Genomic DNA, 22,481 nt, shown 5'->3' on the forward strand with positions numbered 1-22,481 from the left:
CGAGAGCAGGTCAGGGATGGCGACCAAAGTGCCTGAGGAGCCCTCAAGCGAGCCCACGATGGCGGTGCAGGCACCAATGATGAAGGCGCCCTTCAACGTCGCCCCGCCCCATCACGCAGGCCACCACGCCCCGGTTCCTGCCGGCGGGGCAGTACGGACACTCGGTCGCGCGTCCGACAACGACATCCAAGTGCCCGACATGCTCGTCTCCCGGCATCATGCTCGCCTGTTCCGGAGCACTGAGGGTCTGATCATCGAAGACCTGTCGAGTGCCAACGGCACGTTCATCAACGGTCAGCGCAGTAAGCGTTCGACGGTGCACGAGGGCGACGTCGTGACGGTCGGAAACACCGATTTCGTGGCCAAGGGCAATACGCTGGTCGCCCGCGACAAGATCGTGCAGGAGACGGGCCTGGCTCTCTACGACGTCGGCTTCGCCGTCGGCAAGAGCAAGTATCTACTGTCGGGCGTTTCGTTCGCCGCACCGCCCGGGACACTCACCGCGATCATCGGCCCGTCCGGTGCCGGCAAGTCCACGCTTGCGAAACTCATCGCCGGATCGACCTCACCGACGGACGGCGCCGTCACGTTCGACGGCCACAACCTGCATCACGAGTACGAGGCCCTCCGAAATCGCCTTGGCATGGTGCCCCAGGACGATGTACTCCACCGTCAGTTGACCGTGAGGCAAGCGCTCTCCTACGCCGCCGAGCTTCGACTCCCGCCCGACACCACCCCCGAGGACCGCGACCGGGTCGTCGCTCAGGTACTCGAGGAGCTTTCGTTGACGAATCACCTCGATACGCGAGTGGACAGCCTCTCCGGCGGTCAGCGGAAGCGAGCATCGGTCGCCCTCGAACTCCTCACGAGCCCGTCGCTGCTGATCCTCGACGAGCCGACGTCGGGACTCGATCCCGCTCTCGACCGCCAAGTCATGACCATGCTCCGCGAGCTTGCCGACCACGGCCGGGTCGTCCTCGTCATCACCCACTCGCTGACGTATCTCGACATGTGCGACAAGGTGTTGCTCCTCGCGCCCGGCGGAAAGACCGCCTACTGCGGTCGGCCGTCCGGCGTCAACGAGGTCAACGGCTCGTCGGATTGGGCCGAGATCTTCGCGACCGTCACCGACGATCCGAACGGTGTCGCCGAGAGGTACATCGCCCGTCATCCGAAGGCCGCGGCTCCCCCACTCGAGCCACCCCCGTCGCCCGCCAAGCCCGTCCTGCCCAAGATCAGTCACCAGGTCTCAACCCTCACCCGCCGACAGCTGCGGCTGATTCTCGCCGATCGTGGCTACCTGGCATTCCTGGTCGTCATGCCGTTCATCCTGGGTGCGCTCACTCTCATCGTCCCTGGTGAGGATGGATTCAAACTCGGCCCGGAGTCGTCGCCCGACGAGCCCCGATCGATCCTTGTGCTGTTGATTCTCGGTGCGTGTTTCATGGGCACGACGCTGACCGCACGCGATCTCGTCGGTGAACGATCGATCTACCACCGGGAACGAGCCGTCGGGCTCCGTCCATCGGCGTACCTGCTCGCCAAGACCGTCGTCTTCTGCGCCGCCGCGATTGCACAGTCGGCGGTTCTCATGGGGATCACCCTGGCCGCGAAGCCCGGGCCTGGAAAGGGCGCGTTCTTCTCGTCGGGCGCTCTGGAACTGTCGATCGACATCGCGCTCACCGCGTGCTGCTGCGTCATGGTCGGACTGTTCTTGTCGACGCTCGCGCGCACTGCAGATCAGGTCATGCCGTTGCTCGTGGTCTCGATCATGGGGCAACTGGTCATGTCGGCCGGACTCATCGAAATCAACGCGCGACTCGGACTGAACCAGCTGTCGTGGCTCTTCCCCTCGCGGTGGGGTTTTGCCGCCGGTGCCGTCACCATCGACCTCCGCTCCTGGGGAATCGGGATCGAAGCGGACACGTTGTGGCAGCACAACTCAGCGCACTGGCTGCTCGCAACCGAGATGTTGGTGCTCCTCGGCGTCGTGTTCGCGCTGCTGACGTTCCGCCGCCTCGAGTGGCGAGCGGCGGTGCAGCGTAAGCCCTAATCGAGGACGACGAAGTCCCCGCTGACGGAGACGTTCTTCGCTGGGAGCGGCTTGGCCGCCGGCCCCTTGGCGACCGTGCCGTCGAGGTTGAACGCACTGCCGTGGCACGGGCAGTGGATGAGGTTGTCCGAGATCTCGGCGACTGTGCATCCGGCGTGCGTGCACGTCGATGAAAGGCCCTTGAACTCGCCTTCCGTCAACTGAGTGACGACAACGCCCTTGTCACCGACGATGAGGCCAGAACCGACCGGAACCTGCGACTTCGACGCGACCGCGTTCGCCGGTGCCGACTGCCCGGCACTCGTGGCGACAGTGACCGATGGTTCGTCCTTCTTCTTCCCATACACCGAGCACCCAGCGACGGCTCCGACAGCCACGACTGCGCCGCTAGCGGCGATGACCTGTCGCCTCGACAGCTCCTCCATGAATTCCCCCGTGTCAGAAGATCGGCTTGCCACTTTGGAAGAACCATAGCGACGATGTCAGCCAGAGGACGACCAGACTCGTGAACACGAGACCGCCGAAAACTGGAAGACACCAGCCAGGTACGCCCTTTTTCAGGAGCAGCAACATCTTCGTGACGAATACTCCGTAGAGAAAGCAACCGGCGATCGAGTGGATGAGGACGCGGCTGCTGCCGGTCGCCATCCCGAAGGCATGAAGGCAGTGCACCGCGACCGGGACGGTCGCCAGGACCGCCAAGCGACCCGACCACACGTGCAGCTTGCCGATCCAACTCGGCGCCGTGATCGGTACTTTCCCGTACATCACGAGCGCAGAGCCGACCTGCACGAATGCCAGGAGGAACGCCACGGTCCCGAGGGCCGACTTCACCGCACCGAAGCTCGCGAAACCGGGGATGTTGACCGAGAAGAACTGCGGATCATGCGCAACGGAGTAGACCCCCAGCGCGAGCGAGGTCAGCAGCCCCGCGACTAGCGGGACGAGGATGACCGTCGCACCCGTGTTCTTGGCGGGCACGTTAGCCTGCGTCATCGCCGTTCACCTTCTCCGCGTGGACCTGGCGTCCCTCGATGTAGAAGTTCTGGTTCTCGTCAAGCGGTGGAGCCGGGCTCGTCGAACCATCGGGGGCTCGAACGACTCCCGTGTTATCGGTGCTATTCCGGTACACCCAGCTGTAGCGGTACCCGTTGTCGTTGTACCGGTACATACCCGCTGGTGGCTCGGTTTGATTGGCCGAGAAATCCCAGCTCCGGCCACCGATGGTGAGCGTGCCGGTGACCGTCGTGCCGTTGAGCTGACCGGTGAGCTTGTCGCCCGATTTGCTCGTGAGATTGAGCTTTCCGTTCTCCGCCGGGCCGCGCAGCCAGGACTCGACCGAGTTGCCGTCACAGGCGTAGGCGGTGGCCTTGGTGCCGGTGACGGTGATGTTCAACGCGATCGAATCGCCGGCGTAACCCGAGTAATCGACCTGTGCCGGGAACCCGCTCTCGACCGGCGCCGCGGTGGTCGTCGTGGTGGCGGCAACCGTCGCCTTCGAGGAGGTCGCACCCGTCTTGTTCGAATCCTTGTCCGAGCCGACCAGGGCGTTGGCCGTGAGGATTCCAATGATGAGGACGCCGATTATCCCGAGCGTCAGTATCGGGCCGCGGTTTCGCACCAGGCCTCCTAGGGAGCGGTGGCTGATATGTCTGAATCAGATTGTCGCGGCCGTAACGCAATTCGGCAATGGTGGGAAATTGCCCAGAAATGCCAAAACCTCCCCGCCGGTAGACGGGGAGGTTGCCGTACGGCAGATTACTCGGCGGTCTTGCGACCGAGAATCACGCCGGCCGCCGCCATTGCCCCGCCGACCACGATGTGCAGACCATTGTCGAGACCGTTGAGCGCAATGAGGTTCAGGTCCGTGCCGATGATGGCGAGACCGACGACACCGACCAGGAGGTAAACCACGCCCACCGCGATGTTGGCGAACCGAGCGATCGCCTCGCCGGCCAGAGCCGCGGCAATCAGGACGACGCCCACCGCGAGGTGAACGAGGTTGTGGGAGACGTTGACTTCGAACAGGCCGAGCAGGTGGCCGCCGTCGTGGCCCAGTGCATCGTGACCGCCCGAGACAGTGAAGCCGAGCAGACCGAGGAGCGTGAAAACGGCGCCGAAAAGTCCTGCGGCGATGCGGTTGAGCTCCTTGGAACGCGTGATCGTTTGAATCGACATTGGTTCGTCCTTCCATGATGTTCGAGAACCTTCACGGATAGTTCGAAGACCCTGCTGCTGCGGATGGTGCGGATTACTGTCGCCCGCGTCACGCCTGCTGACGATTGCGCACGGCGGTCACCGCCGGCTCGGCCAGGCGGGCCGAGATGGGACCGATCACGGCCATGATGAGCACATAGCCAGTCGTGAAGGCCGCCATCTGCGCGTCTGCGGCACCCGCGGTGACGGCGAGGCCCGCGATGACGATGGAGAATTCCCCGCGCGCGACGAGTGCGGTGCCCGCGCGGACGCGGCCCATCACACCGATTCCGGCGCGGCCGGCCGCCCACCACCCGGTGTAGACCTTGGTCGCGGTCGAGAAGAACGCCAGCAACAGCGCCCAACCGATGACCGGCGGCAAGGCGGACGGGTCCGTGTTCAGCCCGACCACGACGAAGAACATCGCGGCGAACAGATCGCGCAGCGGTTCGAGAAGCTTGGCTGCCTTGCGGGCCGTCGACCCCGAAATCGCGATGCCGAGCATGAACGCACCGACCGCGGCGGACACCTGGAGTGCCTGCGCGAGTCCGGCGACCAATAGCGCGGCACCCAGGATCTTCAGCAGGAACACCTCCTTGTGCTCGCTGTCCAGGACCGCCGAGACGAGGTGGCCGAGCCGCAGCGCGACGACCAGGACAAACGTGATGACGACGAGAGCGATGCCGAGCGCTTTCGCCCCGCCCCAGAAGCCCACCCCCGCGAGGGTTGCGGTGAGGATCGGCAGATAGAGCGCCATCGCAAGGTCTTCGAACACGAGGATCGACAGCACCGTCGGGGTTTCGCGGTTACCGAGCCGCTTCAGGTCGGTGAGGACTTTGGCCACGATCCCGGACGAGGAAATGTAGGTCACGCCGCCCAGAACAAGTGCACCCACTGGTCCCCAACCGAGCAGCAGCGCGGCGATTGCCCCCGGGGTCGCATTGAGGGCGAGGTCCAGCAAACCGGCGACCCAGGTCCGGCGGAGACCTGTCGTGAGCTCACCCGCGGTGTATTCGAGACCGAGCATCAGGAGCAGCAGGACCACGCCGATCTCGGCCGCGAGATGGCTGAATTGCTCCGCCGACCCGAGCGGGACGACTCCCCCATGGCCAAACGCCAATCCGCCCAACAGGTACAGCGGAATCGGCGATAACCCGAATCGACCCGCGACGGACCCGAGCGCGCCAAGACCCACAAACACCGCGCCGAGCTCCAACAACGCCAACGCGGTCTGATTCATCGCTACACCTACGCCCTCTTACGGGGCGGACCGTCGGTCATGGCGATCACCCGTGGGCAAGGATCTTGGCGGCCGAGTCCAGACCATCTGAGGTACCGACAACCACCAGGACGTCTCCCGCGGTGAAAACGAAGTCGGGTCCCGGTGACGCGAGAACCTGTCCGGCGCGCATAACGGCGACGATCGACGTTTTCGTCCGGGTACGCATGCCGGTCGCGCCGAGCGTTCGGCCGTCGAAGGGAGAGTCCGCTTCGAGCTCGAATTGCCGCGTTGACACCCCCGGGAGATCGCGGTGCTCCTCTTGGAGCTGCGCGACGAGTTGCGGAGTTCCGAGCAGGTTCCCGAGAACGGCCGCCTCATCCTGAGTCAGCGCGACTTGCAGCTCACAGGTATCGGGATCGTCAGCCCGGGACGCGATCAGGTCGGTACTACCGTCGCGGCGCACGACGACGCCGATCCGGCGGCCGGAACCGGACTCGAAATCCTTACGCACACCGATACCCGGAAGCGGCGTGACTTCGACGTTCACGATTTGAGCGTATCCCGGTGGGTACACAGACGTTAGGAAGATCTCGATGTTGCATTCGGGTCACTATCCGATGTGATCGCAGACACACTTGTCCGATTTTCGGGAACATCCGATGCATCTCGAGCGCTTTTATGGGCACGACCCACAAAAGGGCCGTCAGACAGTGAGGAGCTGCCAATGCAAGCCACCATGACACCGTTGACCGCTGCGGATCGCTGCGATCGCTGTGGTGCCCGTGCGCGCGTACGTGCCACTCTCGCCTCTGGCAGCGAACTCTTGTTCTGCCAGCATCACGCGAATGAGCACGCGCCTCGACTCGCTCAGCTCTCCGCTGTAATCGACACCGCGTCGGCGGAATAGTCCCCCGTTCCCAGCGCCCCTCGCCTCTCGGCGAGGGGCGCTTTCGTTTGTCCCGACTCACGCTGAGACGACGACCACAAACTGCATTGTTTTCGGCCCGGGCGGGGTACCTCAAATCTTGACGACGTAGTGATCGAACTTCAGCCCGGGAGGTGGAACCGAATGCTCGACGGCTACCTGTCCGCCATCGACAGTCTCGACCTCGACGCGGTCGAAGAGATCCAGCAGGCGTTTGGCGGCGCAAACGCGGATGAAGCAGTCGCCAACGCCAAACGGTGGGCACTCACCACCACTGTCCGGCACGGGGTCCGGCCCGCCGACGAACGCGCCATCGTCTCGGTACTGCGGCAAGCGAACCCGGGACTCGGGCCACGATCCGTCCAGTACTTGGCGCACCACCTCGGTTAGGCCGAACAAACAACTCAGGTGGACGTTTTCACTGACTTTGGTCCCTCGCGGCGACGTTGCGGGAGGCGGAGCTTAGAGGCATGAACTTCGCAGATTCCACGTCCATCGTCGCGGGTGTCGACGGCTCGCCAACGGCCACCCGAGCAGCGTTGTGGGCGGCCGGCGTCGCCCACGACGTCAACGCTCCGTTGGTGCTCGCATCCGCATTCACCATTCCCGGCGCCTACCTCACGGATGCGACGCTCTTGGCTGAGCCGCTGACCACGGACGCCGCGGCCGAGGCACAGGAGCACCTCCACGAGGCCGAGCAAGCGGTTCTCGAGAAGTTCCCCGATCTGAACGTCCGGCTGCTGCGCCAACAAGGACCTGCGGATCTCCTGCTCGTCGCACTCAGTGAACAGGCCCAACTCGTTGTCGTCGGTGCCCATCGCACGGCGAGCCTGGAGTCACTCATGGTCGGCACGACGGCGATGCTCGTCGCGAACCACGCCAAGTCCCCGGTGGTGGTGTGGCGCGGCGCCTGCCCGCCTGGCCCCGTTGTCGTGGGAGTGGACGGCGGACCGCTGAGCATCACCGCGATCGAGCACGCCTTCGACTACGCAAGCCGGAATCGCGCCCCGCTCCTGGCGATCCACGCATGGGATGAGAGCCGCCTCATGAGCGCCGACGTCGACCACGCCCAGCACCGGTTACTGCTCTCCGAGAGCCTTGCCGGCTGGAGTGAGAAGTACCCCGACGTCACTGTGAAGGCCATCTCGGAGCCCGGCGACCCGCGCGATGTCCTGGCTGATTACGCCGGCCGCGCACGCCTCCTCGTCGTCGGCAGCCACGGGCGCGGACGAGCAGCGGCGCTGATCCTCGGATCCACCAGTGCGCACCTGCTCAAGCACAGTCCCTGCCCGGTCATGATCTGCCGACAGTCCGACAGCTAGGAAGCAAGGCACGTGTCTTTTTCCCGCAGTGCCGCATTAGGATTGCGTCACACGCGGAAGGACAAAACTCGGGATGTCAAGCCTCGAACCGTCGCTGATCACTGGCACGCTATCGCAGCTGCGGTTACGCGAGCTACTCAGCGAAGTGCAGGATCGCATCGAGCAATTGATGGCGTCTCGTGATCAGGTCGATGGCCTGCTCGAAGCGATGCTGACGGTCGCGTCCGGCCTGGATCTGGACACGACTCTCAAACGGATCGTGCACGCGGCCATCGAGCTGGTCGACTGTCGATACGGCGCGCTCGGGGTGCTCAACCGTAGCGGCGACGGCCTACAAGAGTTCGTGTACGAAGGCATCGACGAAAACACGCGCCATCTGATCGGGGAGCTGCCGACGGGTCACGGCCTTCTCGGCCTTCTCATCGAGCAGCCGAAGCCCATTCGGCTCGACAGCCTCGCCAACCACGCCGCGTCCGTCGGCTTCCCCGCGAACCACCCCCCGATGCGGACGTTCCTCGGTGTGCCGGTCCGGGTGCGCGGCGTCGTCTTCGGCAATCTGTATCTGACAGAGAAGGCAAACGGCCAATCCTTCTCCGAAGATGATGAAGTCATCGTCTCGGCACTTGCCGCAGCTGCCGGTGTCGCGGTCGAGAACGCTCGACTGTTCGAGGAGGCAAAGCTTCGCCAGCACTGGCAGGCCGCGACGAGCGAAATCCGGGCACAGCTACTCGCCGATGCCGACCTCGAAGAGGTGATCGACCTCATCGCGTCCCGCGCGCTGGAACTGACGGACGCATCGAACGTCTTCATCGTCGAACCCGAAGATCGCGAGTTGCAGACGGCGGACGTCAAGACCCTCGTCGTCTCGTCCTCGACTGGCAAACAGGCACCAGCAGTTGGAGAGACCTTCCCCGTCGAGGGCACCATCGCCGGCGGCGTCTTCCGTAGCGGCGAGCCCCGTCAGTTCGCCATCCTGGAACCCGAGGACGCGACGTGGGGACCCGGCCTCGTTCTACCGTTGCTGGTCGCGCCCGGAGTCACGTCCGGCGTACTGGTGATCGCGCGGCGCCACGACGAACCTGCCTTCGACGACGGTCTGCTCCCCCTTGCCGCGGCGTTCGCCGAGCAGGCCGCGCTCGCGCTGAAACTGGCCGAAGACCGCCGGGAGATCAGCGCACTCAAAGTCGCCGCCGACCGCGACCGGATCGCACGAGACCTACATGACCACGTGATCCAGCGACTGTTCTCGCACGGGCTCAACCTGCAAGGTGCCCAGATGCGCGTGCGCTCCCCCGAGCTGCAGCAACGCCTCTCCGAGATGGTGGATGACGTGCAATCGATCATCACCGACGTGCGCACGGCGATCTTCGATCTGCACGGCCGCATCGCCGGAACGTCGCGGCTGCGGGCCGCCCTGCAGGAGATCATCGCCGAACTGACCGACAACTCCGGGCTCCGAACTTCGGTGCGCATGTCGGGCCCGCTGAATGTGGTCACCGGGCGCCTCGCCGAACACGCCGAAGCCGTCGTTCGCGAGGCGGTGAGCAACGCACTCCGGCATGCCCACGCGAAGTCGTTGACCATCACCGTCTCGGTCGCAGACGACCTGGTCATCGACGTGACCGACGATGGCGTCGGGATTCCCGAAACAGTGGCCAGTAGCGGACTACACAACCTCAAGTCCCGGGCCGAGGAAGCTGGCGGGACGTTCACCGTCACGAAGAAACCGTCCGGCGGCACCCAACTCCTGTGGTCGGCCCCACTTCCGGACTGAGGACGAGGACTCCGGAATCGAGGACCAACGGCTCTGCTTCGTGCCGTCGGGCCGAAACAAGATGGAGTCGTGAGCGGTCAGGATTTCGGATCGAGCGGCGGCATCGCCCAGCGGTCGACGCTGGTCGATGGCGCGCCCGCGAAGTACCTGGTCGGCGGCGACGGCCCAGCGGTGCTGTTCGTTCACGGCTGGGGCCTTGCCTCGAGCCCGGTCTACCTAGACGCGATTCGCCAGCTGCCCCGCAGCGGATTCGAAGTCTATGCACCCGTACTCCCTGGGTTCGGCTCGAGCTCACTGCCCCAGGATCAGTTCTCGCTGCATGGGTACGCGGCCTGGATCTCTCGATTCGCGGAAGCCGTCGGCATTCGTCGACCATTTGCACTCGTCGGCTATTCGTTCGGCGGCGGAGTCGCCATTCGACTGGCCCACGACTTTCCAGACCTGGTCGAACGACTCGTTCTGATCAATTCGATCGGCGGGTCGGCCTGGACGAACCGGAAGGGATCGCCCATCGGGCTGCACCGGCGGCCGCTATGGGATTGGGGTCTGCACCTGCGTGCCGACTTCAGCGCCCGGCGCGAAACCACGAGGGTCTTGCCCGTCATCCTCCGCGATGGTCTGCCTCCGCTTATCCGGAACCCACGGGTGCTGTGGCGGACCGCAACGCTCGCGAGAAGGACGGACTCGACCACGGAACTCGAAGAGCTCAAACGACGCCGACTTCCCGTCGCGATCGTCTGGAGTCGGCGCGATCGGTTGATACCCGACGTCACGATCAACTCTCTGCGCGCTGCGGCTGGCGACCATCTCTATGTCACCGTCGACGGCAGCCACAGCTGGGTCAACAGTGACCCAGCAGCATTCTGCGAGGTGATCACCAACATCCTCAACCTCGCATCGGCGGACCTGACTGGCGAGATCCACCACTCGACAGAGCCGCAGTGACACCGATGGCCGTCTCACTCGCGCCGCCTCAAACCCGTCGCCTGCCCTACCTCGATAATCTGCGAACGGCGCTGGTCGCGTGCATCATCGCCGCGCACGGGCTCACCGGATACTCCGCGGTCGGCGGCTGGGCCTACGCCGAAGTCGCCGAATCGCGGGTCCATCCGGTCGTCGAACTCGTCCTCATCTCGCTGGTCGGCGTCAGCGGACTGTTCATCATCGGCGCGCTGTTCTTCATCTCTGGTTTGTTGGCGCCGATCTCGCTGGCACGGCGCGGGCCCGACAGCTACGTATCTGAACGGCTGCGGCGGTTGGGACTGCCATTCCTGCTGTCCGCCTTTCTCGTCTGGCCGCTGTCGGTGTGGGTCGCCTACCGTGCGGCCGGACACGACGTGTCCCCGTGGTGGGTGTTTCGGCACCGCGATCCGTTCCTCGATTCGGGTGCCATGTGGTTCGCCGAAGTGCTGCTGGTGTTTTCCGTGGGGTACGCGGTGCTCTGGTCACTCCATCGGCCAGCGCGTACGTTGCTGGCCGCGCGCCATCTTCTGATCGCCGTCGCGCTGATCGCCGCACTCAACTTCGCCGTGCGACTCGGGTTTCCAGCCCGCAGCAAACAACCCGGCGACCTGCACTTCTGGCAGCTGCCTCAATGCCTCGTCATGTTCGGGCTCGGCACCGTCGCCGGCGGGTTTCGATGGCTCGACACGCTCGACCCGAAACTCGTCGCGAGATGTCGTGCCGTGGCACTGGGCACGACGATCGCCCTGCCTATCGCGGCGTTGTTCGCCGGCATCCACGACTTCGCGCGGGACAGCCTGCCGTACCTCGGCGGCTGGACGTGGCAGTCCCTCATCGCTTCCGTGATCGAGGGGGTCGTCGTCGTCTCGTATTCGATCTGGCTCCTCGGCGCGGCCCAACGGCACCTCGAATCGGACTTCCTCGGACGACACCAGCGCGAAGCCTTCGCCGCCTTCTTCCTGCAAGGACCGGTTCTCATGCTGCTGGCGACGAGCCTGCGTTTCCTGGATGTCCCCGCCGAATTCAAAGCCGTCGCCGTCGCGATCGGCGGGGTCGTCGGCAGTTTCTGGATCGGCGGAATGCTGATCCGCCACACCGTCTTGCAAAGACTCTTCTGAAAGTGTCCAGAAAATGCGTGGAATACCCCTCTTCCGAATCGCCGGAATCCGGATCGAAGCGCACTGGACTGCGCTGGTCACAGCGGTGCTCTTGACCGTGATGCTGGGCGGCGCGGTCATTCCGCAACTGGCCCCGGACGTGGACCAAGTGGAGCGCTGGCTCATCGCTCCGATCGGGGCGATCGGATTCCTGGCCACACTTCTGGCACATGAACTTGCGCACTCTGTGACGGCTCGACGGGCTGGGGTGCACATCGACCGAATCACCTTGTGGCTCCTCGGTGGCGTTTCCGAGATGCACAACGAGCCGGACGATCCCCGGACCGACCTGCGCATCGCCCTGGCCGGGCCGGCCACGAGCATCGCGATTGGCGTGGGCCTTTTCGCCGCCATTGCGGCAGTGAGTTCTGGCTTCAGTCTCGGGCTCATCGGTGCGGTTGTGGGCTGGCTCGCCGCGACCAATGTCGTGCTTGCGGTGTTCAACCTCCTGCCGGCCATGCCTTTGGACGGTGGCCGGGTGTTGCGGGACATCATCTGGATCCGCACCGGAGACCAACTGCGGGCCGCCTCCATCGCCGCACGCGGTGGGCGATACTTGGGAGTCGGCCTGATCGCCCTCGGGATTTGCGAGGTCGTCTTCCTCGCGTCTGCCGCCGGAATGTGGCTGGTGCTGCTCGGGCTGTTCCTTCGTTCGGCGGCCGGGGCGGATCTTGCTGCCGCAACGGCGCGTCATCAGCTGGGCAGCACCACCGTCGCTGAAGTGATGACTGCGCACCCGTTCACCGTGCTCGCCGGCACGTCGGTCGAGGACTTTCTCCGGTCCGGGCTGCCGACGTGGCATCGGGTGTTTCCGGTCATCGATGCAAGCGAGCATCCGATCGGAGTCGTGTCCCTTCTCGAATTGGCCAGAAGGCCTCATCTCCGACGGGACGCACGCGTTGAGTCGGTGGCACACGCCCTGCCGCCCGCGGCGAAGGTCACGGCAGATACCCCGATGACGACGCTTCTGTCGACGGTGTTGTTGCGGCCGGGGCTCGATCTTGTCGCTGTCGTTGACGACGCGAACCGACTGATCGGCGTTGTCACCGCAACTGACCTTGTCACCGCTTCCGCGCGCAGCGCATTGGGGATTCCTGTCTCACATATGTCGTGAGTGGGCTTTGCAGTTTGGGAGGTCGTGGACATATGTCGTCATTGCACGAACCAGACAAGACACAGGCCGAGCTACAGTGGCTGATTCGAATCGCCTGCGAACTGAACCGAACGGCCGAATTGCACCGGATCGGACCGCACTCGACACTCGACAATCTTGGCCTCGATGTTTTGACCCGAAGCGTCCTGTCGGGGGCCATCGAGCGGCGCCATGGGATCGTCTTGGGTGCCGACGAAATCACGGGCAGGACCACCATCGGAGCCTTGGCGTCCCGGCTGGCGGATTAGCGGCTCAATTTCGGGAATGACATTCGGGGCCTATCGGCTAGCCGCGATCTCCGGGTGAGAATTCGCCCGCTGATCGGAATTTCGCATCATTTCGGCTATCTTGAACGATTCCGCCCGGGCCAGCGATTCATATGCACCGGCAAGGTGACTGCCAATACTGACATACCATTGTCCGACAATGCTCGAAAAGTTGATTGCAGCCTGACTCAACGGCGAATCGCTCGGATTGGCGACCCGGTCTCGCATCGAATGCACGCTCAGCCACAACGCGCGGCAGTCGTCTCGGCGAGATCCGATAGCGAGGGCATTCATCAGCTGAATACTTCGATGGACCAGCTCACAGGTAGCAGCGGTCTCAGCTACGGATCTGTCCACCTTTGCACACTCCTCACGCACCACAGACATGTCCCGGCCAAGCGGACCGAATCTCTATCCTCCGCATTGAAACAAGACTGATCGGTCTGATACGACAAAGGATAGCCCCCGAGACGAGACTCACGATAATAGTTGACTCAACTGAAAGAATTCTGCGCCGGCACTTTGCCGTCCCTTCACATCCACCATCGCCGGTAATTCGTCGCTCCCCAAATGATGATCGGATACGGAGCGACGAAGGTCCCTAGGGTCGGTGACTCGCGGCCGGAGACGTTCGCTCGTGCAGCTCATAGCGTCGAAGCAAAGCGATTTCCGTGCGACACGGTGGTTCTGCCATTGGACTCGCAGAGAGGACAGTCCAGTGATTACACGCGGACACCGCAACGAGCCGCACGCGCCCGGGATGGGTGGAAGGCTCAATTGGCTGCGCGCCGGCGTGCTCGGTGCAAACGATGGAATCGTCTCAATCGCCGGCCTGGCAGTCGGTGTCGCCGGCGCAACCACTGAACGCGCGCCGATCCTCACCGCAGGCGTCGCCGGACTCCTCGCCGGTGCGATTTCGATGGCGCTTGGCGAGTACGTGTCAGTGAGCACCCAGCGCGACACGGAGAAGGCGCTCCTGGCAAAAGAACGTCACGAACTGGAGAACCAGCCGGAAGCGGAGCTCGACGAGCTCGCCGGAATCTATGAGTCCAAGGGACTGAGACCGGAAACAGCCCGCCAAGTCGCCATCGAACTGACTGACCACGATGTATTCGCCGCGCACGTCGAGGCGGAGCTGAAGATCGACCCCGACGATCTGACGAATCCGTGGCATGCGGCCGGAGCGTCCGCGCTGGCCTTCACCGCGGGAGCCCTCCTGCCGCTGCTCGCGATCCTCGTTCTACCGGTCGCCGTTCGCGTTCCGGTCACGTTCATCGTGGTTCTGATGGCTCTCGCGGTGACCGGTGCGCTGAGCGCCACACTCGGTGGGGCGAGCGCTAAGACCGCCATGTTGCGGGTCGTTGTCGGTGGCGCAATCGGCATGGTCGTGACCTACGGCGTCGGCCACCTCATCGGCGGAGTCGGCCTCGGGTAATGACCATTCTCAATGCCTCAGTACGGCATGCGCACCGGCGCACGGTCACGACGCCTCACGCCGTTGCACTCTGTGGACAATTCGATCGATGAACGCGACTGCGCTTCGCACCGCATGCGCAGCTTCCGGGGCAATGCTCGCCGCCGCCTGAAAGACGTGCACATTGGTGTCCCAGGTCTGCAGTTCACACGAGACATCGTGCTGTGCCAGTCTTTCGGCGACCGCCACGGCATCTGGATAGAGCATTTCGCGACTGCCGGCCTGGATGAGCGTGGGCGGAAGTCCCGTGAGCTCGGACTGAGACGGAGAGATCAACTCGACGCTTCCATCGCCATAACGTCGGACCGCGCGTGTGAACGCAGCCACCGCGGATCGCGGAAGGACCGCACATTGGCCGGCGGTAACAGCCTCGACCTTCGTGGTGTGGTCCCAGTCGGTCAACGGTGACATCGCGACGATCGCGGCAGGCATGGGAAGTCCGGCACTCTTCGTCTGCATCGCGGCCACCAACGCCAAGTACCCGCCCGCCGAATCGCCCATGAAGACGATCCGGTCCGGACTTATCCCCTGGCTCAGCGCATACCGATATGCGTCAAGGCAGTCGTCCATTGCCGCCAACAGCGAGTGGCGGGGCATCTTGCGGTAACCCACGGCGAGGACCCGGGTGGCGAGTTCGGTCGAAAACCGGCTGATCATCTGACGGTGCAGGTGGTTCCCGCCAACAAGAAATGCGCCGCCGTGGAAGTAGAGCACGAGGCGGTCGGAATCGAGGTTCTTCGGGGAGTACAACTGCGCGGAACAATTTGGCAATTGAACAGCCGCGGTTTCCACATCGGCGTCTCGCGCCAATACGCGGCCCAAATGATCGACCAGGCCGGTCGGCCACGGCAGGAACCAGGTCTTCGACCACGTCCACAGGAACGGCTTCACACTGACTTTCAGCAGCCGGCTGATTGCCTCCAGTTGCGGAGTTCGCCCGGACGTGTGCGTGTAGATGGGCCCCGATGAATTGATCGGGCTACGCGCGAAATCAGACATGCGCACTTTCCTAGTGACAGCACCATTGCTGAAACCGTATTCCCAGCTCTGGGGTACCAACTGAACGACTGCGAGCCTCAGAAAATTCCAAGAACCTCTGCGCTGGATCGGTCCGGCTAGACCGTCGAACCCGGCCCACGACTCAGCTCGACCAGACGTTCCACCGCCCGCTCGATACCGGCCGCGATCTCGGCGACATCGGGGGCCGCGTCGTGGTCTGCGGTGACTCCGAACGTGAGAGTGTCGGCGTAGCTGAGCATCGCGATTCCCGTTCGGAGCCGCATCGCAATCGGCGGGACCGGGATCATCTCGAGGACTTGCCGCCCAAGGATGTGGAGCGGCTTGCGGGGGCCCGGCACATTCGTCGCGAGTGCGACGATGCCACGCTGCGGAAAATGCGCAAACATCCGAACGGCCGGAGCGGTGAGCAGGAACGGGAGATACCGCGCAGCATCGACGAGCGAACTCCCGGCTTCCCGCTGACCCGACGACTTCGCGACGTGCATGCGCGAATGGACCGCCTGGAGTCGTTCAACGGGGTCGGCGATGTCGACCGGCAGCAAGGGCAACATCACCGAGACTCGGTTGCCGAGGTCTCCCGTCGCGTCGGCCGTTCGAACCGATACCGGCACCAACGTGCGCATGGTGTCCGGATGCGGCGTTTCACCACGTCGCAACAGGACGTCGCGGTACGCGTCGGCAATCGCTGCCAGCGCAACGTCGTTGACCGTGACATCGAACGCGCGACGCACCCGGGCGATGTCGGCCAGCGACACTCGCGCGGCACCGAAACGGCGCTGTTTGGAAATCGGTCCGTTCAAGGACGAATCCGCGGACGGCCAGACAATGCTCTTCACTATCTGAGCGGCACCGGTCGCCGCCCGCAGCACGGCCGCCGGCGCACCGAGCGATCCGTGCACTATCTCGCCTGGCCACCGAAGCGGGTTGTGGCTGAACACGTTCGGTGCCGGCGACTCGGTGGCGGCCCGAATGTGGTCGGCATAGGACGCGAGTTCGGCGTCGTCACACAAACTCGTCACCGCGCGTGCCGCCGAGATCCCGTCGGCGATGCAGTGATGAATCTTGATCAGGATCGCCCATCGCCCGTCGGACAGACCCTCGATGATCCAGCTTTCCCACAACGGGCGATCACGGTCCAGCCGGTGCGACATGGCCTCAGCCACGAGGTCGTACAGGGCGGAATCGTCACCCGGCGAAGGCAGAGCGGTGCGGTGGATGTGGTGTGCGAAATCGAAATCCGGGTCATCGACCCATTCCGGCGCACCGAGGTCGAATGGTTTGAACCGCAGTACCTGGCGGTAACGAGGAAGCGAAACAACCCGGCTGACGAGGGCATCCATGAGTTCTCGTTCGTCGGGCACCGGCCCGCCAACGACGCTGACACCGCCGATGGCGAGATTCACATGGCGATCGGAGTCTTCCAATTCGAGGAAGGCGGCATCGAGTGCGGTCAAATAATCCGTGCCTGCGGCCGCGAAGTCCGGACGAAGGGGTTGGGCCTCCGGTTCGGGCGCAGCGCGGTAGAGGACTGCGCCAGCGGTGACGCCCGCACCCGCCGAGACGAGCAGGGCCGTCGATCCGGGACGCAGCGTGTCGATGATCGAGTGCATGCTGAAGAGCAGTGCTGACGTGTGCGCGTCGTGTCCAGCTGCAACGACGTCTTCCAGCCGGGTCCCGATCCGCGTCGCGAGTGCGGCACGAAACTCGGGATCACCCGGTGCCGTGACGACCACATCGATTGCCTCGAGGGTGAGGTTCTCCGCCTCGAGGCACGCCTGAACCGCGTCGGCCGCCACGTCGGCGAACGCCACCGCGCGGCCGGCATTTCCATCGAATTCGAGGGTGTTGTGACCGTTATGCAGGCCGACGGTGGCGCGGAACGCGTCGCCATGGTCCGGCCTCGATGCCCAGTAGAACTTCCCGAATCCGTAGTCTTCCTCGGTCCAGGTGCACAACATTGCCGCACCAGCCGGGGCAAACGGAAAATCCTTGCTCATTCCGAAGCCCGGATCGGTGTCGCTCGCGACGACGAGGGCGCGTTCGATCGCACCGGACCGGAGGAACCCGTCGGCGACCTGTGTCGCGGACAGGACGCCGCACGCGCCGTTTCCCAGGTCGAAGGAGAACGTCCCATGCGCATCCTCGTGCGGGTCCTCGGGGTGGGCGCCGACATCTTCTTGGATGAGCGCCGCGAGGGCCGGTTCGGCGAGGTTGCGTTCTCGGTAGAGGCCCGTGTTGATGAGGAGGTCGATGTCGTTCGGGGCCCGGCGGGCGCCGCGAAGACAATCGCGCGCAGCAGAAACCGCAAGGTTCAGCGCGCTGGGGCCGACATGCCAGTTGGGCCGCACCACGCTGATCTGCTCAATGATCGTTCCCATAGCTGTCCAGCAGCTCCTTATCCGGTTGAAATAGGACCACACCGATCTCAAGGCCGGACGCAAGGGCGACGAGCGCCACCGTCTCCCCCGGCTTGATTCGGTGGGCTTCGAATTCCTCGACCATCGCGACCGTGTGCGTGGTCGACGCGGTGTTCCCATATCGATCGACCGTGATCACCGCATCGTGGGCGGGCGCGTCACCGAACTTGGCCGTCAGCTCTTGCATGCCCTTCCGGATCGCGCGCGCTGAGGTCTGGTGCGTGATGACATGGTCGATGTCGTGGAGCGCGAGCCCAGCCGTCTCCAGAACTTCCTCGAGGAGTACGGGCGTATCGGCAATCGCGACCTTGTGGATTCCACGGGAATCGGTGAACATCCGGGCGCCCGGGTCATCCCCTTTCGGGTAGGCCAGACAAAGCCGGCTGTGATCGGCAATGGTCGTGAACCCGGAGACCGAAATCGTGCCGGAACTTTCGGTAGCTCGCTCGAGCAGCAACGCCGCGCCGGCATCCCCGACAGTCAGCGAAGCAAGTTCCTTGCCCAGGATCGAGCGCAGATGCTTGGCGGCGTTACGGCTGACCTGCGAGATGTACTCGCCGCTCACGACGAGGCCGTTCTTCACCACGCCTTGACGAATCCAGTTGTTGAGGATGGCGACACCGGTGAGCATTCCCGCGCAGGCGTTCGAGATGTCGAATGTGATCGCGCCGCGGGCTCCGATCGCCTCGGCAACCGCGATGCTCGTGGTCGGCTCGAGCCAGTGGGTCAGCCCGCCGCGGAACTTCGTGATGCTGCAATTGATCACGACTTCCACGTCCGCGCCGGACCGAGAAGCGTGCCCGAGGCAGTCAATGGCCGCGGCCGTCGCCAGACTCAGCGAATCCTCGTCGCCGACCGACACCCGGCGCTCATGAATACCGGTGAGTCGTTCGAGATCGACATGCGTGTGATGCCGCGTGGACGCCATCAGGTCGGCTGTGGTCAACCGAGTCGGCGGCAGGCAACGTCCCGCCCCCGCAATGCGCGTACGGAACGGAGAGCGGGCTTTGTCCTGCTCGCTTTCCATCACCAGCCAGTGTTTTGCCATCCTGATACTCCTGCTCACATCGGGCTGCGGGCGATGATGATCGGGCAGTCCACGCTGTGGAGCAATGCCCGGCTCGTCGAACCCAACATCATCCCGGCGAACCCGCCGCGACCGTGGCTTCCGACGACGATGAGGTCGGCTTTTTCAGACTCCTCGAAGAGCCTTCGCGTCGGTCGATCGATGACGACGACCCGGTGCACGGCCACGTCCGGATAGCGGTCAGCCCAACCCGCCAAGCTCTCGGCCAGCACTGCTTCCGCGGACGTTTTGATCTCGGACCAGTCAATGCCGAACGGGACACCGCCGTTGACATCGGACCAGGCGTAGACGGCGACGAGGTCCGCGCCCCGAGTCGAGGCCTCGTCGAACGCGATCTCGATTGCCGGCACACTGTTTGGTGTGCCGTCGACGCCCACCACGACGCGTCCCTTGACCGGAACGTCGTCACGTTCCGGACGTTCATGAACAACCGCCACCGGACAGTGCGCATGTTGCGGCAGCGCGCTGCTGACCGAACCGAGCAAACCCCGCCCGAAGGCGCTTAACCCGCGGCTGCCGACGACAACCAAGCGGGCATCCTTCGACTGGGTGATCAGGGCGCCTGTTGCCGGACCCGACAAGACCTTGGTCGTCACTTCGACACCGCCGAAGTCCGCGGCCGATTCCTGCGCTAGTTTGGTGGCGCTTTGCAGGAGGTCCTGGGCCTCGCTTCTCGCCAACCTGAAGTCGATGGGCGGGAACGACAGTCCTGGTCCGTAGATATCCGCAGTCGGCAACATGTTGACGAGCAGGAGTCCCACACCATGGCGTGCGGCGTCGGCGGCTGCCCAGCGCACGGCCGCTTCCGACGATGGCGTCTGATCCACGCCGACGACGATGGGTTTCGAATTCATTTCTGCTCTCCTGCATACGGATTGGAAACGGAGTCGGGTCGGACGACCATGACCGGGCAGCGGGACTGCGCGATGAGGGCGGCGCTGGTTGAACCGAGCAACATGCCGGCGAGGCCGCCTCGACCGCGACTTCCGACGACGACGAGCTGCGCGCGCTGGGACCAGCGCAAGAGGTGTTGGCGTGGGCCGTCAAGGTAGACCCGGCGGCTCACCGTGACGTCCGGATACTTCTCCTGCCAACCCGCAAGTCTCTCGGCCACGACCACGCTCTCGGCTTCCTCGAATGCCTGGGGCGGGGTGAGGAGTTGATGCCGTTGGGCGAATACGCCGAGTGAGAGATCGCTCCACGCGTGCACGACGACGAGGCCAGTCCCCCGCCACGACGCTTCGTCGAACGCCAGTCCGATCGCTGCATCTCCGGCCGGATGGCCGTCGAGCCCGAGCACGACCGGCGCGTCCGCCGGACGCGGTGATCGGTCGAGATCTCCGCGCACCACGACGACCGGCGCGTGCGCATGGCTGGCCACGGCCGTGATCGTCGATCCGATTCGACCGACGATCGAGTCCGCCCCACTACCCGCGCCAACGACAACCTCATATGCGGATTCCGATCGACGGGTCAGCACGCGAGCGGCGGATTCGGGTGAAATCTCAGTGACCACAGTCAGATTGGGGTCGACCGCGTGCGCGGTGCGGCGGGCCCGTTCAACTGCGTCCTCCGCGCGCCTGCGGAGTCGAGCGACGAGGTCGTGGACCGCCAAATCGGGATAGTCGACCGCCGCACCGAGCGCCGCAAGGTCAAGGCCATGTGCGATCCGCAGCGTTCGGCCACGCTTCGATGCAGTACGTGCAGCACACCGGACCGTACTTTCCGACGTGCGCGAGTCGTCGACCCCGATGACGATTTCATTTCCATGAAGCGCGGGGCTCCGCGGGTCTGGATGTGATGGCATCTCTGGTCCTGCCTTCGGGAATTGATTCTGACCCCAAGTCTTCAAGATCCCCGATCCGGAGAACACGGCCGTTCGTCACCAATCGGATGGGCCAAACGGTGTCCAGCGCTCCTGCGACACCCCGTCCGCAGCTAACGGCGAAGGTCATCGGAAATCGGGCCCTGCGCCCCTGCCGATGGCGCACTTTCGCAGGTGAACTTGATTACCCAGGACGAAAGGTGATGACGATGGAACGCGGACTTCCCGACGACAAAACGGTCCGGACGGCGCTTGCTCTTGCCGTCCGTGCGCCGTCGGTGCACAACACGCAGCCGTGGCGGTGGCGGATTGGCGACCGCACGATTCACCTCTACGCGGACCTGAGTCGCCATCTCGAGTCCACCGACCCCGACCGGCGTGACTTGATGCTCAGCTGCGGCGCGGCCTTGCACCACCTGCGCGTTGGTCTCGCCGCGCTCGGCTGGTCGACCGCTGTCCATCGGCTGCCGGACCCGTCGCAGCCGGACCACGTCGCGTCCGTCGAGGTCTCTCGGCACACTCCGACCGATGAAGACATTGCGCTCGCCGCCGCGATCTCGCGGCGCCGGTCCGATCGGCGCCGCTACAGCAGCTGGCCCGTCCCGAACGCCCACATCCGTGCGATCTCCGATGCGGCCGCCCGGGAAGGCGTCCTCGTTTATCAGACGGACGGGCCAGCGCGCGCGACCATCGAAGACGCAGTCTTCGCGGCCTCGCAAGTTCATGCGAACGAACCGGAATACCTGACCGAACTCGCGATCTGGACCGGCCGGAACGTCTCCGCCGACGGGGTACCGGCGAAGAACGCGCCCGTTCCTGGTTCATCCGACCCCTCCTACACCCGTCAGTTCGCGGCCGGCACCCTCGCCGACCCGGTTTCGACGGATGAGAGCGCGGGCGAGCTCCTGGTCTTCGGGACGAGCTCCGATGATCCGATGTCGCAGCTGCGCGCTGGTGAAGCGATGAGCGCGGCACTCCTGACCGCGACCGCAGCCGGACTTGCCGCGTGTCCCCTCACCGAGCCGCTGGAAGTCTCACACCTGCGCACGATCGTGCGCACCGACGTCCTCGACGACAACGGATTCCCGCAGATGATCCTTCGGGTCGGCTGGGCGCCGATCGCCGCCGGGCCGCTGCCGGAGACACCCCGCCGCCCGCTCGACGAAGTCATCGACCCGTTTGATCGCGCGCCCGCAACCGCAGATCGGGCATAGCCATGGCTTCGATATCGGTGACCGAATTCGACAACGATCGGTTCGAGATCCGTACCCGCAACCACGCTGTACTCGTGGATCAACCACGCGCCGACGATGTCGAGGTCGGCGCCTCACCCGTCGAGTTGATGGTCATGTCGCTGGCCGGCTGTGCCGCGTACTACGCGGCACGTTATCTGCGTTCGAACGGGCTTCCCCATAAGGGTCTACGGGTGGACTGTCAGTGGAACATGCGGGCGAATCCGGCTCGGGTCGCCCGCGTGCAGCTAACCATCGTTTCGCCCAGCGAGCTCGATCGCGACCACCGCGATGGAATGATCGCGGCGGTTTCACACTGCACCGTGACCAACACCCTGAACGATCCGCCGAAGATCGATGTCATTGCGTCGGCACCCGTCCCGAGCGTGGACTGA

At 64.5% G+C, this 22,481-nt stretch carries 23 protein-coding genes; 12 read left to right on the forward strand and 11 right to left on the reverse strand.

The annotated features are described in order from the left end of the window. Positions 1–16 precede the first annotated feature (16 nt). Positions 17–2,053 (forward strand): ATP-binding cassette domain-containing protein, encoded by a 2,037-nt coding sequence (locus tag F600_RS27810; RefSeq protein ID WP_156024535.1) that lies wholly within the window; start codon positions 17–19, stop codon positions 2,051–2,053. Here the strand turns inward: F600_RS27810 and F600_RS0111375 are convergent. From F600_RS0111375 to F600_RS0111400, 6 genes are all read right to left on the reverse strand, one after another. After that, on the reverse strand, positions 2,050–2,478 hold the full coding sequence (locus tag F600_RS0111375; RefSeq protein WP_018160740.1) for a QcrA and Rieske domain-containing protein: 429 nt from the start codon (positions 2,476–2,478) through the stop codon (positions 2,050–2,052). The genes F600_RS27810 and F600_RS0111375 overlap by 4 nt on opposite strands. A gap of 13 nt (positions 2,479–2,491) precedes the next feature. Continuing rightward, positions 2,492–3,049, reverse strand: a complete 558-nt coding sequence (locus F600_RS0111380; RefSeq protein ID WP_018160741.1) for a DUF6529 family protein — start codon at positions 3,047–3,049, stop codon at positions 2,492–2,494. Further along, complete coding sequence (locus F600_RS0111385) at positions 3,036–3,674, reverse strand: hypothetical protein (RefSeq protein ID WP_018160742.1); 639 nt, start codon at positions 3,672–3,674, stop codon at positions 3,036–3,038. The genes F600_RS0111380 and F600_RS0111385 overlap by 14 nt, the downstream gene beginning before the upstream one ends. Positions 3,675–3,811: 137 nt before the next feature. Further along, complete coding sequence (locus tag F600_RS0111390; protein WP_018160743.1) at positions 3,812–4,231, reverse strand: DUF4383 domain-containing protein; 420 nt, start codon at positions 4,229–4,231, stop codon at positions 3,812–3,814. A gap of 88 nt (positions 4,232–4,319) precedes the next feature. Beyond that, positions 4,320–5,489 (reverse strand): cation:proton antiporter, encoded by a 1,170-nt coding sequence (locus F600_RS0111395; protein WP_018160744.1) that lies wholly within the window; start codon positions 5,487–5,489, stop codon positions 4,320–4,322. Positions 5,490–5,535: 46 nt separating this feature from the next. Next, complete coding sequence (locus F600_RS0111400) at positions 5,536–6,018, reverse strand: cation:proton antiporter regulatory subunit (protein WP_026306436.1); 483 nt, start codon at positions 6,016–6,018, stop codon at positions 5,536–5,538. A 177-nt stretch (positions 6,019–6,195) separates the two neighbouring features. On the opposite strand from F600_RS0111400, the gene F600_RS31145 reads away from it, so the two are divergent. The 9 genes from F600_RS31145 (at position 6,196) to F600_RS0111450 (ending at position 14,466) form a co-directional block, all read left to right on the forward strand. After that, positions 6,196–6,378, forward strand: coding sequence for a DUF7455 domain-containing protein (locus F600_RS31145; protein ID WP_026306437.1), 183 nt, complete (start codon positions 6,196–6,198; stop codon positions 6,376–6,378). A 162-nt stretch (positions 6,379–6,540) separates the two neighbouring features. Further along, positions 6,541–6,786 (forward strand): hypothetical protein, encoded by a 246-nt coding sequence (locus tag F600_RS0111410; RefSeq protein ID WP_018160746.1) that lies wholly within the window; start codon positions 6,541–6,543, stop codon positions 6,784–6,786. A gap of 80 nt (positions 6,787–6,866) precedes the next feature. Continuing rightward, positions 6,867–7,718, forward strand: coding sequence for a universal stress protein (locus F600_RS0111415; RefSeq protein WP_018160747.1), 852 nt, complete (start codon positions 6,867–6,869; stop codon positions 7,716–7,718). A 73-nt stretch (positions 7,719–7,791) separates the two neighbouring features. Continuing rightward, positions 7,792–9,492, forward strand: a complete 1,701-nt coding sequence (locus F600_RS0111420) for a GAF domain-containing sensor histidine kinase (protein ID WP_018160748.1) — start codon at positions 7,792–7,794, stop codon at positions 9,490–9,492. 69 nt (positions 9,493–9,561) lie between these two features. Next, a complete protein-coding gene (locus tag F600_RS0111425) occupies positions 9,562–10,437 on the forward strand; it encodes an alpha/beta fold hydrolase (RefSeq protein WP_018160749.1) in 876 nt (291 codons plus the stop codon). 5 nt (positions 10,438–10,442) lie between these two features. Beyond that, on the forward strand, positions 10,443–11,573 hold the full coding sequence (locus F600_RS0111430) for an acyltransferase family protein (protein WP_018160750.1): 1,131 nt from the start codon (positions 10,443–10,445) through the stop codon (positions 11,571–11,573). Positions 11,574–11,586: 13 nt separating this feature from the next. Beyond that, entirely contained in the window at positions 11,587–12,726 is a 1,140-nt protein-coding gene (locus tag F600_RS0111435) for a site-2 protease family protein (RefSeq protein WP_018160751.1), read from the forward strand. Positions 12,727–12,758: 32 nt separating this feature from the next. Continuing rightward, positions 12,759–13,013 carry an acyl carrier protein gene (locus tag F600_RS32685; RefSeq protein WP_018160752.1) on the forward strand — a complete coding sequence of 85 codons (255 nt, stop codon included), beginning with the start codon at positions 12,759–12,761 and terminating at the stop codon, positions 13,011–13,013. 778 nt (positions 13,014–13,791) lie between these two features. Beyond that, positions 13,792–14,466, forward strand: a complete 675-nt coding sequence (locus F600_RS0111450) for a VIT1/CCC1 transporter family protein (RefSeq protein ID WP_018160754.1) — start codon at positions 13,792–13,794, stop codon at positions 14,464–14,466. 45 nt (positions 14,467–14,511) lie between these two features. On the opposite strand, the gene F600_RS27815 is transcribed toward F600_RS0111450, so the two are convergent. From F600_RS27815 to F600_RS0111475, 5 genes are all read right to left on the reverse strand, one after another. Continuing rightward, positions 14,512–15,504: an alpha/beta hydrolase gene (locus F600_RS27815; RefSeq protein ID WP_018160755.1), complete on the reverse strand. Its 993-nt coding sequence runs from the start codon at positions 15,502–15,504 to the stop codon at positions 14,512–14,514. Between the two features lie 116 nt (positions 15,505–15,620). Next, a complete protein-coding gene (locus F600_RS32620) occupies positions 15,621–17,903 on the reverse strand; it encodes a wax ester/triacylglycerol synthase family O-acyltransferase (RefSeq protein WP_018160756.1) in 2,283 nt (760 codons plus the stop codon). Further along, positions 17,887–18,990, reverse strand: a complete 1,104-nt coding sequence (locus tag F600_RS0111465) for a 3-oxoacyl-ACP synthase III family protein (protein WP_018160757.1) — start codon at positions 18,988–18,990, stop codon at positions 17,887–17,889. The genes F600_RS32620 and F600_RS0111465 overlap by 17 nt, the downstream gene beginning before the upstream one ends. A gap of 14 nt (positions 18,991–19,004) precedes the next feature. Beyond that, positions 19,005–19,883, reverse strand: coding sequence for a universal stress protein (locus F600_RS0111470; protein WP_018160758.1), 879 nt, complete (start codon positions 19,881–19,883; stop codon positions 19,005–19,007). Next, a complete protein-coding gene (locus F600_RS0111475; RefSeq protein ID WP_018160759.1) occupies positions 19,880–20,836 on the reverse strand; it encodes a universal stress protein in 957 nt (318 codons plus the stop codon). The genes F600_RS0111470 and F600_RS0111475 overlap by 4 nt, the downstream gene beginning before the upstream one ends. A 227-nt stretch (positions 20,837–21,063) precedes the next feature. Between F600_RS0111475 and F600_RS0111480 the strand changes: the two genes are divergently transcribed. After that, positions 21,064–22,068: an Acg family FMN-binding oxidoreductase gene (locus F600_RS0111480; protein ID WP_026306442.1), complete on the forward strand. Its 1,005-nt coding sequence runs from the start codon at positions 21,064–21,066 to the stop codon at positions 22,066–22,068. A 2-nt stretch (positions 22,069–22,070) separates the two neighbouring features. Next, complete coding sequence (locus tag F600_RS27820; protein WP_018160761.1) at positions 22,071–22,481, forward strand: OsmC family protein; 411 nt, start codon at positions 22,071–22,073, stop codon at positions 22,479–22,481.

This window comes from Smaragdicoccus niigatensis DSM 44881 = NBRC 103563, from assembly GCF_000380645.1.
GTDB classification, from domain to species: Bacteria; Actinomycetota; Actinomycetes; order Mycobacteriales; family Mycobacteriaceae; genus Smaragdicoccus; species Smaragdicoccus niigatensis.

Excerpts from the sequence above, each read along its gene's own strand:
- F600_RS0111410 (WP_018160746.1), top strand. The coding sequence starts at position 6,541 with ATGCTCGACGGCTACCTGTCCGCCATCGACAGTCTCGACCTCGACGCG.
- F600_RS32620 (WP_018160756.1), bottom strand. The coding sequence starts at position 17,903 with ATGGGAACGATCATTGAGCAGATCAGCGTGGTGCGGCCCAACTGGCAT.
- F600_RS31145 (WP_026306437.1), top strand. The coding sequence starts at position 6,196 with ATGCAAGCCACCATGACACCGTTGACCGCTGCGGATCGCTGCGATCGC.
- F600_RS0111395 (WP_018160744.1), bottom strand. The coding sequence starts at position 5,489 with ATGAATCAGACCGCGTTGGCGTTGTTGGAGCTCGGCGCGGTGTTTGTG.
- F600_RS0111435 (WP_018160751.1), top strand. The coding sequence starts at position 11,587 with ATGCGTGGAATACCCCTCTTCCGAATCGCCGGAATCCGGATCGAAGCG.
- F600_RS27810 (WP_156024535.1), top strand. The coding sequence starts at position 17 with ATGGCGACCAAAGTGCCTGAGGAGCCCTCAAGCGAGCCCACGATGGCG.
- F600_RS0111380 (WP_018160741.1), bottom strand. The coding sequence starts at position 3,049 with ATGACGCAGGCTAACGTGCCCGCCAAGAACACGGGTGCGACGGTCATC.
- F600_RS0111480 (WP_026306442.1), top strand. The coding sequence starts at position 21,064 with ATGGAACGCGGACTTCCCGACGACAAAACGGTCCGGACGGCGCTTGCT.
- F600_RS0111415 (WP_018160747.1), top strand. The coding sequence starts at position 6,867 with ATGAACTTCGCAGATTCCACGTCCATCGTCGCGGGTGTCGACGGCTCG.
- F600_RS0111470 (WP_018160758.1), bottom strand. The coding sequence starts at position 19,883 with ATGAATTCGAAACCCATCGTCGTCGGCGTGGATCAGACGCCATCGTCG.
- F600_RS27820 (WP_018160761.1), top strand. The coding sequence starts at position 22,071 with ATGGCTTCGATATCGGTGACCGAATTCGACAACGATCGGTTCGAGATC.
- F600_RS27815 (WP_018160755.1), bottom strand. The coding sequence starts at position 15,504 with ATGTCTGATTTCGCGCGTAGCCCGATCAATTCATCGGGGCCCATCTAC.
- F600_RS0111475 (WP_018160759.1), bottom strand. The coding sequence starts at position 20,836 with ATGCCATCACATCCAGACCCGCGGAGCCCCGCGCTTCATGGAAATGAA.
- F600_RS0111375 (WP_018160740.1), bottom strand. The coding sequence starts at position 2,478 with ATGGAGGAGCTGTCGAGGCGACAGGTCATCGCCGCTAGCGGCGCAGTC.
- F600_RS0111420 (WP_018160748.1), top strand. The coding sequence starts at position 7,792 with ATGTCAAGCCTCGAACCGTCGCTGATCACTGGCACGCTATCGCAGCTG.
- F600_RS0111390 (WP_018160743.1), bottom strand. The coding sequence starts at position 4,231 with ATGTCGATTCAAACGATCACGCGTTCCAAGGAGCTCAACCGCATCGCC.
- F600_RS0111465 (WP_018160757.1), bottom strand. The coding sequence starts at position 18,990 with ATGGCAAAACACTGGCTGGTGATGGAAAGCGAGCAGGACAAAGCCCGC.
- F600_RS0111450 (WP_018160754.1), top strand. The coding sequence starts at position 13,792 with ATGGGTGGAAGGCTCAATTGGCTGCGCGCCGGCGTGCTCGGTGCAAAC.
- F600_RS32685 (WP_018160752.1), top strand. The coding sequence starts at position 12,759 with ATGTCGTCATTGCACGAACCAGACAAGACACAGGCCGAGCTACAGTGG.
- F600_RS0111430 (WP_018160750.1), top strand. The coding sequence starts at position 10,443 with ATGGCCGTCTCACTCGCGCCGCCTCAAACCCGTCGCCTGCCCTACCTC.